This is a genomic window from Mesorhizobium sp. 131-3-5, assembly GCF_016756575.1.
Taxonomy (GTDB): domain Bacteria; phylum Pseudomonadota; class Alphaproteobacteria; order Rhizobiales; family Rhizobiaceae; genus Mesorhizobium; species Mesorhizobium jarvisii.
The window spans coordinates 4,653,219-4,666,006 of sequence record NZ_AP023254.1; the positions used below are offsets into that span (position 1 = coordinate 4,653,219).

Below are 12,788 nucleotides of genomic sequence, written 5' to 3' on the forward strand. Positions count from 1 at the left end.
AATGCGCAAAGGGCATTCGCAGAATCCTTGCAAGCACTTGGGGGCGTTTGTTCATGCCTGTCGCATCGGTTGGTCTGAAATCCATGTCGCTGCCCGAATTCGGCGAACCGACGGTGATGCCGTTGGTTGCACGAAACACCTATGGAGCGCGCATCGAAGCGCTGATTGCGCGCGGCGCCAAGTCCGGTTTCGATGCCTTCGCGATCTATGGCGACCGCGAACACGCAGCCAATGTTGCCTATCTCTCAGGCTACGATCCGCGTTTCGAGGAGACATTGCTGGTCATCGTTCCCGGCAGCCAGCCAAGGCTTCTCGTTGGCAATGAGGGCTGGGGCTATGCCGAAATCTGCGATGGGCCCTACGAGCGCGTGCTCTACCAGACCTTCTCGCTGCCGGCGCAGCCGCGCGACCGCTCGGATGCGCTGCCTGACATCCTTGCCGGCTGCGGCCTGAAGCCCGGCCACAGGATCGGCGCCATCGGCTGGAAGCCTTTTGGCGCCGGCGATGCCGGTTTCGATGAGACGACGCTCGACCTGCCCTCCTTCGTTGCCGATACGCTGCGCACGCTTGTCGGCAACAAGGGCGCAGTTGTGAATGCCGCCAATCTGCTGATGAACCCGACCGACGGCCTGCGCGCCCTCAACGAGGCCGATCAGTTGGCCAGCTTTGAATTTGCCGCGACCTTCACCTCGCAAGGGCTGCGCAATGTCCTGCAAGGCATCGAGCCCGGCATGACCGAACTGCAGGCGGCGCGGCTGATGGGCATGAACGGCCTGCCGCATGGTTGCCCATCCCATGTTGTCGGCGGGAAAGCGCGCCGCCTATGGCTTGCCCAGCCCCCGCCTCGACATCATCCGGCGTGGTGATCCGATCACCATGGCCTATGGCATCCAGGGCGCGCTCAACGCCCGCGCCGGTTTTTTGGCCGAGGATGCATCAGAGTTGCCACCCGCCGTCCGCGACTACGTCGAAAAGCTCGTCGCGCCCTATTTCGCCGCGGTTGTCGACTGGTACGAGGCGATCGGTATCGGCACGACCGGTGGCGCTCTGTGGAAAGCGGTGGATGATCGCATCGGCGACCCGTTCTTTGGCGTATCCCTCAATCCCGGCCATCTCGTCCATATCGACGAGTGGATGCATTCGCCGGTGTTTTCCGGCTCAGACATCAAGTTGCGATCCGGCATGGCGTTGCAGGTCGACATCATCCCGGCAACCGGCAGCGACTATTTCACCACCAACATCGAGGATGGCATCGCACTCGCCGACGAGGCACTGCGCGAGGAGATCGCAGCGCGCTATCCCGAAACCTGGAGCCGTATTGAAGCGCGCCGCGCCTTCATGGCGGATGTGCTTGGCATCCGCCTCAGGCCGGAGGTGCTGCCCTTCTCAAACATTCCGGCATTCCTTCCGCCATTTTGGCTTTCGCGCAACAGTGCGATGGCTGTAACCAGCCGCTGACCACATTTCGACTGGACACGACTTAGTTCTGCCGCACTCTCCCTGTCCGGGAGGTGCAGCGGGGGTAGATGGGCCTTTTGGCCGGAGTGGAAATTTCAGACGTGCCTTTGAAGAAGATAGTTACTGTTTGTCTCGCCTTGCTCGTCGCCGGCTGCGCCGGCCCGCAAACGCAGGAATTGCTTGGCAGCGCCATCGTCGCCGCGCCGGTGACGGAAATCGCCGGCAACCACTCGATCTTCATCGCCACGACACGCAAGAAGTCTGACGATCCCAACAAGGTTTTCGACGGCGAGCGCTCGGCGACGCTGAATTATGCGCGCGTCAACGTCACCGTTCCGGGCCTCCACACGACCGGTCAGATCGAACGGCGCTCCCGCGGCAAGTCGGATGATCCGGCCAAATATTTCATGGCTTCCGAGGTTGTCGGCTACGACACGCAGCCGAAATTCTCCAGCGCGCTCAACGCCGATATCGCGGCGCGCGGCGGCCGCGTCATGGTCTTCGTGCACGGCTACAACACCGGCTTCGACGATGCGGTCTACCGTCTCACCCAGATCGTCCACGATTCCGGCTATCCCGGCACGCCGGTGCTGTTTTCCTGGGCATCGGGCGCCAAGACCACCGACTATGTCTATGACAAGGAAAGTGCCAGCGCCGCCCGCGACCAGCTCGAAGTGACTTTGCGCATGCTGGAGCAGTCCGGCGCGCGTCGGATCGACATTGTCGCGCATTCGATGGGAACCTGGGTGACCATGGAAACCCTGCGCCAGATGGCCATCAGCGGCGACCGTGACCTTGGCGGCAAGCTCGGCGACGTGGTGCTCGCGTCGCCGGACATCGATGTCGACGTGTTCAAGAGCCAGATGCGCCGCTATGGCAAGCCCGACAAGCCGTTCATCCTGTTGTTGTCCGACGACGACCGCGCGCTGAGGCTTTCCGGCCTGATCGCCGGTTCACGGCCACGCGTTGGCGATTACAAGGATGCCGCCGATCTTGCCTCCTACGGCGTGACGGTGGTCGATCTCTCCAAGGTCAAGGGCAGCGACAGCTTCAATCATACGAAATTCGCCGACAATCCGGCCTTGGTGAAGATGATCGGCCAGCGACTGCGCGAAGATGACGGCTTTGCCAGCGACAGGGACGTGACCGACCGCATCAGCCTGCTCGGGCAGTAAATGCAGCGCCGCGAATTTCGCCGTGCCTGTTCACCATTCACGAGGTGTCAGGCCACTTTGAACTGGACCGCGCCGGTCTCTGGCTCTATCGGAATAGCGGTGACGTCATGCTTTTGACGTCCCCCTCTACGGGAGCCGGCGCTTGAGCTTGCGCTTGAAAAGTTTCGTCGTGGCGTTGGCGCTCGCCCTTGCCGGCTGTGCTGGCCAGAACACGCATGATCTGCTCAACAAGACGACCGTCTCGGCGCCAGCCTCCGACATCGCGGCCACGCACGAGATTTTCGTCGCCACCACCCGCCAGCAGGCGACCAAGGATCCGCGGCAGGTGTTTGACGGCGATCGCTCATTGACCACCAGCTACGCCCGTGTCGACGTCACCGTGCCGAAGGTCCACCAGGTCGGTGCCATCGAGCGGGCCAAGGGCTCGGCCAACTCGAACCCGGCAAAGCAATTCACCGCCACCAAAGTGGTCCACTACGGCGATGCTCCGCAATTCGCCAAGGCGGTCGGCGCCGACATTGCCATGCGCGGCGATCGGGCACTGGTGTTCGTGCACGGCTTCAACAATGGCTTCGACGACGGCATCTACCGGCTGACGCAGATCGCTCACGACACGAAATATCCCGGCACGCCGGTGCTGTTCTCCTGGGCTTCGAGCGCCAAGACGACGGGCTATATCTACGACAAGGACAGCGCCAACGCCGCGCGTGACGATCTCGAGGCGACGCTCAGAATGCTCGCCAAGACGCGGGTCAAGAGCATCGACATCATCGCCCATTCAATGGGAACCTGGTTGACGATGGAGGCTCTGCGCCAGCTCGCCATCACCGGCGACCGCGATCTCGGCGGCAAGCTCGGCTATGTCGTCCTGGCTTCGCCCGACATCGATGTCGACGTATTCAAAAAGCAGATGATGCGATACGGCAAGCCGGACAAGCCGTTTGCCGTGCTGCTTTCAAGCGATGACCGGGCGCTCAAATTGTCTTCACTTATCTCCGGCGACAAGCCGCGTGTCGGTGACTATGGCAATGCCGCGGATCTCGCCAGCTACGGCGTGTCCGTAGTCGACCTGACCAAGATCAAGGGCGGCGACGGTGGCCTCAACCATGCGAAATTCGCCGACAATCCGATCCTAGTGCAGTTGCTCGGCGACCGCCTGCGCACCCCCGCCGGCCTGGCCTCGGACGAACCCGATCCGGCGCAGCTCAACAATCTCGGCCAGGGCCTCGGCAAGGCCGTTGGTTCGGTCGCCGAGGTCGTCATCACCACGCCGTTCAAGGTGCTGACCATCGTCACCGGCGGGTGAGCGAGTCACCCGCGTCGGGTTTCGCCTAGACGAACAGGTCGACCTTCTGGAAAGTCGTCACGTCGATCAGCCCGACGTCTGAAATCCTCAGCTCCGGAATGACCACCAGGGCCAGCAGCGAGTGCTGCATGTAGGCGTTGTTCAGGGAACAACCCATCTTGCGCATCGCCTCGGTCAGTTTCTCGGCCTTGGCGGCGACGATCTCGGCGCGCTCGTCCGACATCAGGCCGGCGATCGGCATTTCGACCAGCGCCAGTTCCTTGCCCTTGGAGAACAGCACGACGCCGCCGCCGACTTGGCCCAGTCGATTGACCGCCAGCGCCATGTCCTGCTTGTTGGTGCCGACGCAGATGATGTGGTGGGCGTCATGGGCAACGCTCGAGGCCATGGCGCAATCGCCCATATAGCCGAAGCCGGAGACGAAAGCGTTGGTGACACCGCCCGTGCCCCGGTGCCGCTCGACCAGCGCGATCTGGCAGACGTCGTTGCGGCGGTCCATGGCGACCAGACCGTCCTCGACCGGCAGATCGGCCTCCAGCGCCCGCGTCGGCGCCTGGTTCTCGATGACGCCGATGACGCGCACCCGCACCTCGTTGGCGCCCTTGGGAGCCGTGATGTCGAAATCGCCAGCCCTGAACTTCTTGCCCAACTTGACGGTGTTCTTCGCCGTCTTCGGGTAATCATAGGCCGGAATGTCGATGTCGAGCTTGCCGCCCTTGGCCAGCCTGGCGCCGCGCGCATAAACCTCATCGATGGTCATTGCGGCGAGGTCGGAAACAATCAGCAGGTCGGCCAACCGTCCCGGCGCGATCGAACCGATTTCGCGTTCCAGCCTGAAATGCTGGGCAGTGTTGATCGTCGCCATCTGGATCGCCGTCACCGGCTTCAGCCCCTGTTGGATGGCGTGGCGCACCACCCGGTCCATGTGGCCTTCATGCACCAGCGTGCCGGAATGGCTGTCGTCGGTGCACAGGATGAAGTTGCGCGGATCGATGCCGCTTTCGGTCACCGCCTTGATCTGCGAGGCGACGTCGTACCAGGCCGAACCCAGCCGCAGCATCGCCTTCATGCCCTGGCGGACGCGGGCGATGGCATCCTCGGCGCGCGTGCCTTCGTGATCATCCTCGGGTCCGCCGGCGACATAGCCGTGGAACGGCAAGCCAAGGTCGCGCGAGGCATAGTGGCCGCCAACCGTCTTGCCCGCACGAACCGTCGCGGCGATCTCGCCGGACATGACAGGATCATTGGCGGCGACGCCTGGAAAATTCATCACTTCGCCGAGCCCGATAATGTTTTCCCAGGTCATGGCCTCGGCAACATCGGCGACCGTCAGCTCGGCGCCGGCATGTTCCAGCCCCGGTGCCGACGGCACGCAGGACGGCATCTGCACATGCACGTTGATGGGCATCGCCACCGCCTCGTCATGCATCAGCCGCACGCCCGGCAAGCCCAGCACATTGGCGATCTCGTGCGGATCGATGAACATCGAGGTGGTGCCGTGCGGGATGACGGCACGGCAGAACTCGGTCACCGTCACCATGCCGCTCTCGACATGCATGTGCGCGTCGCAGAGGCCAGGCACCAGATAGCGCCCGCCGGCATCGACCACCTTGGTGCCCTGGCCGATAGCGTGGCTGGCATTCGGCCCGCAATAGGCGAAGCGGCCGCCGGCAATGGCGATGTCGGTGCCGGCAATGATCTCGCCGGAGTGAACGTTTACCCAGCGGCCGTTGCGGATAACGAGATCGGCGGGCTTGCGGCCCATGGCGACGTCGACCAGATGCGTCGCCATCTCGGTCCAGGGCTTGGGTTTCGTCGCATGCGCCGCCGGCTTCTTTGCCATGAAGGGACTCCTGTTTGCGCGACTGTGCCAAGCCTGCCTGGTTTTGACCAGCGCCAAACAGCGGACAGACCCGTCCAGCCTTCACAATGGCTGTTCAGCCTTTACCTCGACCGTGACTTTCGCACCGCCCGCCGAAATCCGTTCCGCCAGGCGCTGGAGTTCGCCCGGGGCGAAGCTGCCGCTGAGCATCACCTCGCCGCCGAGGATGGGTCCGACCAGGCGCGGCGACGCCACCACGGCACCGTCGACGCTGAGGTCGACCACCTTCCCGACATTCGCCCTGGTGAAGTCGGCGAACGCCTTCGTGCTGTCCGGTGTCATCTTCAGGTTGAGCGCCCTCTGTCCCGACGCTTGATCGGATACGACCGCTGCCGTGGCGATGGCGAGCGCCAATGGCTCGGCCACAGCGAGGCCGCAGGCTAGCAGCACCATGGCTGTTCCAGCGATGAGACGAACCAGGCTGTTCATCAGGATTTTTTCCCCGCAAGACGGCCATTTTGCACTCGAACATCCCTCGGGCAATGCCTAGCTGTTCTCGGCTGGCAGGCCGTGCTTCTGCAAGCGACACACGGCCGCATCCAGAAACAGGATTCCGTTTTGTCGTAAATCGGTCTAGCCTGGCCGCCAAGATTTCTTCCGACTCTTCATCCGGGGAGTTCGAATGTATCGCCTTGTCGTCGCAAGTGCCGGTCTTCTTGCCGTCCTGTCGATGCCGGCTTTCGCGGCCGACCCGACGGTCGATGTGCCGATGACCGCGCCCGGCTTCGACTGGACCGGATATTATGCCGGCCTGCAGGCGGGCTACGGCTGGGGCCGGTCGGACATCTCAGGAACGGAAGGAGAGCCATTTTCCGTCTCGCCCGACATAAATGGCGGTTTTGTCGGCGGGCACGTCGCCGGGCTATGGCAGTTCGACCAGGCGGTGATCGGCGCCGAGGCCGACCTCAACTATTCCTCGGTCAACGGCACGGCGGAAGCGGAACCCGGAAACAATTTCGGCACCGACATCAAATGGTTCGGATCGGTCAACGCCAAGGCCGGATATGCGATGGATCGTGTGCTGGTCTACGGCATAGGCGGCATTGCCTTCGCCGGGATCGAAACCTCGCAATCGGCAGGCTCCGCCTTCTCCGAGACACGCCCGAATGTCGGCTGGACCCTAGGCGCCGGCGTCGACTACGCGCTGACCGACAAGTTCGTCGTCGGCGCCCAGTATCGCTACTACGATTTCGGTTCCGAGCACTATGACGGGTCCAGCGACTTCGTCGGCCGCGACCAGGATACGAAGCTGAACACCGTGGGCATCAATCTCAGCTACAAGTTCTGAGCCTCGCCGGCATCGATCGGCGAGCGACAGCTGTGACGTGATCAGCAAAGTCGATGAGGGGCGGCCGGCGCCCCCAGTGGGCGGGGGAATGGGTTGGGCCTGGTAGACGCCGGCCTCGGCGGATCAAGTCCGCCTTGCAAACACCCTACGCATTGCGAGCGCCGCGCTAAATTCCGCGATCACACCAGTATCACTGCGCCCACTCCTCTGGGGTGTGTGTTCAGGATGGCCAAGAACACGACTTGACGGCCTGTGTCTGGCATCTGAAAAGGGCTGATCTGCGGACGTGGCGGAATTGGTAGACGCAAGGGACTTAAAATCCCTCGATCTCTGATCGTACGGGTTCGATTCCCGTCGTCCGCACCAGATTGAAATCAAACGATAATCTGGATTTTAGAAATTTCGCGGGTACCCGTACGAGTTGGCATCTGGGTAGCCGTTGGGGTAGCCGTGCCTGGGGTGCCGGGCATCCCGGTGCCAATTGCGGTGCCAGTTCTTTCCTGAAACTATCGGCAGGTCTGCGCGACAAAAGGGATAGGGCAGTGAAAGATCTCATCGATTGGTTGCTCAGCGTGGACTGGCTCAACTTCGCGGGAGTATTCGCGACAGTAATCGCCCTTGGACTGTCGCTGCATTTCTGGCGCCGTCAGTTTCGCCCAATCATCACGGCGATGGTTGAGACGCACCACGGCGGCAACGAGGCGATTGCGTATGACTTGGTCATCCTCAACTCCGGATCGATCCCGGCAAAGAATATCAAGCTCTTTATCAGCGATCAGACAGCGCTTGAGGCGGCGCTTGGCGCCGGAGCCAACGACGAGAACAAGGGCCTTTGGTTGGCTTGTTTCGATCCGTCCAGGGTGATCCGTCTCCTCCACAACGGTGCTCGGACATCATGCTCTTTTGGTCTAACCCATAGAGATCCGCGTCAAAGCTTTTGGATCGCGCAGGCCGAGTTTCCGATTGAGATCGAATATGAAAGTTGGTTCGGAAAAAAATATCCAAGAGAGGTGAACGTCTTGCAGATCGCCGATTCTGACAGTTTTACAGGCGGTATGTGGGGACCACCCAAAACACTCGCAGTAAGCCGGCGGAGCTAAACGAAGAAGCCCGCCACCGTGAGGCAGCGGGCCATACACACAGCCCGTTATGCCTCGCCGAACGACCCAAGGAGAGCGATGACCTCGTCCTGATCGAATTCCCTTCCGATCGCCTTCGCACATGCCGCTATGCGCTTTGCCTTTTCGCGAACATCGTCGAGCGTTTCACACGGATGGGAGAGAACTATTTCGAGCGCGCTCGAGGCCCGGTGATAAGCCTCATCAGCCAGGCTGCAGGCCTCTTCATAGCCGCTGGCCTTTATAATGGCTTCCTGCCCGCGCAGACTGGAAACACCCTCGCCGCCTACGACCAAAAGCTCATGCTGCCACCGATCGTACACGGCACGCCCCATCAGTCCGGCCGCTTTCGATTCCTCAACGAGTCGAGATCTGCGGGCAATCTCTGCTTCAAGCGCCGAAGACGACCGGAACACAGACTTGTGTCCCCAGAGAGAGCCAACGCCGCTAGGCGGCGACCACTCCGGGAAGAGTGCAGCGCCAAGATCCTCTTCGATCCTAGATTCTTGACCAGAACATAAGCTGTAGGCGGCCTCGGCTGCCCTGCAGGTATCTATAGCTTCCTGCAGATTTTTCGAAGTCTGGGACTGCACCTCCTTCTCACTGGAGGGTCCGGCGAAAGATACGGACGATGCCAAAGATACGGATGATGCCAATGCAGCAGTCGTCGAAACGAGAGCGCGGCGGCTGACGTACTGGCTCATGAGTGAACTCCCAACTTCGATCACGCGGCAACCGGCGGCGTGCAGGACGTTCGATGTCTTGAGGAGCGCGTAGGAGGCTTCCGCGGCCGAGGCGCGTGCGTAGGCCCGCTGCGGCAAGCAGCAGGGCTATCGATAGGTAGGTCATGGTTCTTTCGTCCTGGTCTAGAACCGGCTGTTCAAGGCCGGCGCCAAAAATTCCCTACGTCGGGAAATTTCACCATCATCGGTGGCGGACCGATAGCCGGGGGTTGAACACCTGCCAGGACGACAGGCCGAACGCTTTTAAGGTTTCCCTCTGGACAGCACGCTCGCCCCCGGCCATATTCGGCCGATCAGAGCCGCGCCGCCAAGCGCGTCTGTCAAGGATAGGCAAAGTTGCCGACCCTCATGTCACCGCCGCCCCGTCGCTTGCAGGCGATTGGAGCACTTCCTTGCAGGGAATGACGCGGTGTTATCCTGGTCCGGGTGTTCAAGCCCACGGATACGTTCCGCTTATTCGTCGATTTCGTCAAGCGCGCCCTTGCGGGGGCGAAGCTTGCCGTTCTGCCGATGGCACGACATGATGGATTGCATGTCCGACAACGATCAAGATGGCGAGGAGATCGCCAATAGAGCTGTCCATTATTCTCTCGCGAAAAGCGGGATGAACGATGTAACCGCGTATTTGCGCGGTGGGCGAAAGCACCAGATTCTGCCAGACGCAGCCTTGGAGGATCTGTTTATCACGACATTCAAAGGTTGGGTTGCAGCAGTGACCGCCGGCACTTCGAACGACCACACAGCCCTCGATGAGATAGGGGCCGAATTCCAGTTGCGGAAAATCGAACCTCCCTACGACAAGGTGAGCGATGAGATGGCGACGCTGACGGCCAAGACCAAAGAGGTGTTTGAGCGGCTCACATCGGATGAAAGAGATCGGATCGGTAGCGATATCATCGGCGAGTATCTCGACGACCTCGACAAGCAGCAGTGAGTCGACCGCCGCCTTGTGGCAGCAAAAACCTGCTGCCCGCCGGAAGGCGAAACAAAAAGGGGGCTGGAATGGAAAATGAGCAGGTCAGCACATTCAAAGATGGCATCAGCTACATCAACTGGGACGTCCTGCGAAAGAAGCGCTTCGCCCAGAATGTCGAGCCGCCGCGGCCGCCCGACTGGCCCGACAAGGTAACCCCAGTCAGTATCACCGGATTGGGTCTTATCGGGATCGACGAGACGACGAACGAAATGTTTTGGGATGGCAAGCGGCTTATCACCGAGAAGCGATTCACGGACTTTGAGCGCGGCCTGGCAATTGTGGGTCTTTGCATTGCTTTCATCGGCGTAGGGGCAACTGTGGTTCAGGCATGGGCCGCCGTCGCTGCTTTGCCCTAGTCCAGTGCGGTGAACCTCGTCCCCTTCTACATCGCCGCCCTAATGCTCGCCAGCGCGGTCTGGCGCTGTAGGCAGTGCGGCAGCACGTTAGGATTGTGGGTCCATGGGAATTGACTCGGGCGTTGAAACCTGGCGCATCTACGCGGCCTATTTGCTTATCTTCCTGGCCGTGTTGTGGCTCATCGGTTGGGGTCTGATCGGCATGAAGTCTCAGAACCAAAACCCTTGGTGGCTCGCCCTGTTTTGGCTTTTTGGCGCGGCATTCCTTTTCTTCGGTGACAAGATTTGAAGCACGCCCCGTTCCGCGATCACGCCATAACGCTCGCCCTGCGAATCAGGCATTTCTGCAGGCGCGGCGGACCTGATTGTCCGCTTGGCCGGTGTCTATAAACCCCCAACGCTCCCACCCAATGGGCGCCGGCCATTTTACCTGCGGGGGAACTTCCCAACGTCAGCAACGTTCGCTCGTATGGCTCTCGTCACCGGGTTTGCGTCTGCAGTGGTGGTTTTGTTTTTCGCGCTGCTTATCACCCATGCAGCCCGCGACCTTCAGAGCTCGCCCATCTATCACCGGATATGTCGGCGACTGCGCCGAGCGGTTTAGCGCTTCTTCGGCTTCGGCGTGATCTCTTCCACGCGCACCTTGTCGCCGATCTCCTTGCCGGCCACCACCTACATCGTCAGCGTCTTCGAAAAACCGAGCTGGGGCACCGTGCTGACCGCCAAGGACAAGCAGAAGGCGTTCGACCTGGCCAACTTGTCGGTCATGCTGGTCCCTCGGATTTGCGTTAGGGCAACATCCTGCTAATTTTAGCCAACGCTAAAGGCGGCGGGGAGGATAATCCAGTGACTCTGTACGCCGTTGCCTTATGCATCTACTTCACGCATCACCCTCCTCAACCGGGCCAATGCTACATGATTAGCAACCCGCGTGGATTTCACGATAGAGAGGAATGTGAGGCGGAGCTCGACCGGCTAAGCAAATTAAAGGCGCATGGACAGTTGCTGATGGACCCGATTGACAGCCACGGTTCGACAAAAGGAATGAGCCGGTACAGCGCACTTTCGTGCGAGATGTTCCAACGTGTGAACTGAGAGTTTGCACTACCCAGCTGCGATGCGTCGCACATCTTGCCCCTGATAGTCAGGAATGCAGGTGAAGAACACAGGTCGCCGATCGCGACCAGAGGCCAGCTGCTCGTGCCTCGCAAGGAGGATTTCGGCGTCAGATGCTCTTTCAGCACGGATCATGAGCGGATTTCCTTGACCTCAGCCGATGGCTTCTGGAGCACGTTCATCGCATCGGCGGCTCGCAGTGCACCACGACGGCCAAGACTCTCTGCCTTCGCCACGTAGCGCCCCGTCATGGCCAGCGTCTTCCACCCGAATGCCTCTCGTAACTCATGGGCCTCCGCGCCGCTCAGTGCAGCCCAGGTGGCCGCCGTGTGGCGCAATGCGTGAGGCGTGATGGCCTTGATCTCGGCAGCCTCGCAAACCCCTGTCAGGACTTCGCGGAGGCGTTTGTAAGAGACTGGCTGAGTTCCCTTCCGCCCCGAAAAGACGTAGCCGATCCGATGCGCTTGCTGATCGATGACGGTCGCGGCATCGGTCGAAAGCGCGCGGACTGAGGCGCCGGTCTTGGTATCGGGAAGGCGCACGACCAGACGAGGCAAGTCGACCATATCCCAAGTCATCAGCCGGCCCTCAGAGACGCGCCAGCCCGACACCGTTAGGAACCTAATCAGGTCGGCATGGGGACCAGTGACCGCGGCCAGCGCCTTGACGAACTTGGGGAGATCCATTTCGTCGAGCCATTCCTCGCGCGGCGTTTCCTTGTTTTTCCGAACACCCATGCACGGATTGTCTTTGCGCCATCCAAGTTCCATGGCGCGGCCCATCATGACTGACAACACCGCCAGCGATCGATTTGCATCCGTCGGGTTCCCGTGTTTCTTGGAATGGAAGGACCGCACCATTTCGGCTGTGATGTCGGCAACGCGCCGGCCTTTGAACGTCGGCAGGAGATTGCGCCGGATGCGCCCGCGGTAGTCCTTGCGCGTCTCGGGCTTTTTCTTCTCGATGTGTGTCGTCTCAAAATCCTTGAGAAGATCCTCGAATATCGGTTGCGCCTTTTTCGCTGCCCGAGCCGCTGCCGGATCGTCGCCCCGGTCGATGGCCTGGAGCATGCTCTGAGCCTCGGCGCGCGCCTTCTCGGCCGGATAGGTCGCATGGTCACCAATGATGATCTTGCGCCGCTTGCGGGCGCCGTCACGGCCCGGCAGTTCCTGAAACACAAGGAAGGTCTTGGACGGCTTGCCGTCAGCCTTGCGACGAAGCCTGAGAGCGAAACCGGCAAGCTTGCTGTCACGAATGACCATCTCGTCGCGGTCGCGTGGCAGAACAGCCGAGTTGACGAAATTATCGGAAAGCACTGGCATCGCCCTGTCTCCCTTGGGTAGCCGAGCGGGTAGCCGCTTGATGTCTAC

14 protein-coding genes and 1 tRNA gene are annotated in these 12,788 nt (G+C 61.1%); 11 read left to right on the forward strand and 4 right to left on the reverse strand.

Annotation, left to right across the window (positions count from 1 at the left end):
* Positions 1-53: 53 nt before the first annotated feature.
* The 4 genes from JG747_RS37125 (at position 54) to JG747_RS22725 (ending at position 3,939) form a co-directional block, all read left to right on the forward strand.
* Complete coding sequence (locus JG747_RS37125) at positions 54-866, forward strand: aminopeptidase P family N-terminal domain-containing protein (RefSeq protein WP_244748194.1); 813 nt, start codon at positions 54-56, stop codon at positions 864-866.
* The gene (locus JG747_RS37130) at positions 829-1,458 is read left to right on the forward strand and encodes a hypothetical protein (RefSeq protein WP_244748195.1); all 630 of its coding nucleotides are present in this window, start codon (positions 829-831) and stop codon (positions 1,456-1,458) included. Before JG747_RS37125 ends, JG747_RS37130 begins: the two co-directional genes overlap by 38 nt.
* 68 nt (positions 1,459-1,526) lie before the next feature.
* Positions 1,527-2,633 (forward strand): alpha/beta hydrolase, encoded by a 1,107-nt coding sequence (locus JG747_RS22720; RefSeq protein WP_202360070.1) that lies wholly within the window; start codon positions 1,527-1,529, stop codon positions 2,631-2,633.
* 142 nt (positions 2,634-2,775) lie between these two features.
* Positions 2,776-3,939: an alpha/beta hydrolase gene (locus JG747_RS22725; RefSeq protein WP_202360071.1), complete on the forward strand. Its 1,164-nt coding sequence runs from the start codon at positions 2,776-2,778 to the stop codon at positions 3,937-3,939.
* 25 nt (positions 3,940-3,964) lie between these two features.
* Here JG747_RS22725 and ade read toward each other — a convergent pair whose 3' ends face one another.
* Complete coding sequence (gene ade / locus JG747_RS22730) at positions 3,965-5,782, reverse strand: adenine deaminase (protein WP_064982820.1); 1,818 nt, start codon at positions 5,780-5,782, stop codon at positions 3,965-3,967.
* Between the two features lie 81 nt (positions 5,783-5,863).
* On the reverse strand, positions 5,864-6,250 hold the full coding sequence (locus JG747_RS22735; protein WP_202360072.1) for a SecDF P1 head subdomain-containing protein: 387 nt from the start codon (positions 6,248-6,250) through the stop codon (positions 5,864-5,866).
* Positions 6,251-6,443: 193 nt separating this feature from the next.
* Between JG747_RS22735 and JG747_RS22740 the strand changes: the two genes are divergently transcribed.
* The 3 genes from JG747_RS22740 (at position 6,444) to JG747_RS22750 (ending at position 8,209) form a co-directional block, all read left to right on the forward strand.
* Positions 6,444-7,109 carry an outer membrane protein gene (locus tag JG747_RS22740; RefSeq protein WP_019857863.1) on the forward strand — a complete coding sequence of 222 codons (666 nt, stop codon included), beginning with the start codon at positions 6,444-6,446 and terminating at the stop codon, positions 7,107-7,109.
* 280 nt (positions 7,110-7,389) lie between these two features.
* A tRNA-Leu gene (locus JG747_RS22745) sits at positions 7,390-7,475 on the forward strand.
* 176 nt (positions 7,476-7,651) lie between these two features.
* On the forward strand, positions 7,652-8,209 hold the full coding sequence (locus JG747_RS22750) for a hypothetical protein (protein ID WP_202360073.1): 558 nt from the start codon (positions 7,652-7,654) through the stop codon (positions 8,207-8,209).
* A 47-nt stretch (positions 8,210-8,256) separates the two neighbouring features.
* Here the strand turns inward: JG747_RS22750 and JG747_RS22755 are convergent, their stop codons facing one another.
* Positions 8,257-8,931, reverse strand: coding sequence for a hypothetical protein (locus tag JG747_RS22755; protein ID WP_202360074.1), 675 nt, complete (start codon positions 8,929-8,931; stop codon positions 8,257-8,259).
* A 571-nt stretch (positions 8,932-9,502) separates the two neighbouring features.
* Here JG747_RS22755 and JG747_RS22760 point away from each other — a divergent pair.
* From JG747_RS22760 to JG747_RS22775, 4 genes are all read left to right on the forward strand, one after another.
* Positions 9,503-9,904 (forward strand): hypothetical protein, encoded by a 402-nt coding sequence (locus JG747_RS22760; protein WP_202360075.1) that lies wholly within the window; start codon positions 9,503-9,505, stop codon positions 9,902-9,904.
* 68 nt (positions 9,905-9,972) lie between these two features.
* Positions 9,973-10,302, forward strand: a complete 330-nt coding sequence (locus JG747_RS22765; protein ID WP_202360076.1) for a hypothetical protein — start codon at positions 9,973-9,975, stop codon at positions 10,300-10,302.
* 103 nt (positions 10,303-10,405) lie between these two features.
* Positions 10,406-10,591, forward strand: coding sequence for a hypothetical protein (locus JG747_RS22770; protein ID WP_202360077.1), 186 nt, complete (start codon positions 10,406-10,408; stop codon positions 10,589-10,591).
* A gap of 333 nt (positions 10,592-10,924) precedes the next feature.
* Complete coding sequence (locus JG747_RS22775; protein ID WP_202362394.1) at positions 10,925-11,110, forward strand: hypothetical protein; 186 nt, start codon at positions 10,925-10,927, stop codon at positions 11,108-11,110.
* A 439-nt stretch (positions 11,111-11,549) separates the two neighbouring features.
* Here JG747_RS22775 and JG747_RS22780 read toward each other — a convergent pair whose 3' ends face one another.
* Positions 11,550-12,740 carry a tyrosine-type recombinase/integrase gene (locus JG747_RS22780; protein ID WP_202360078.1) on the reverse strand — a complete coding sequence of 397 codons (1,191 nt, stop codon included), beginning with the start codon at positions 12,738-12,740 and terminating at the stop codon, positions 11,550-11,552.
* Positions 12,741-12,788 lie beyond the last annotated feature (48 nt).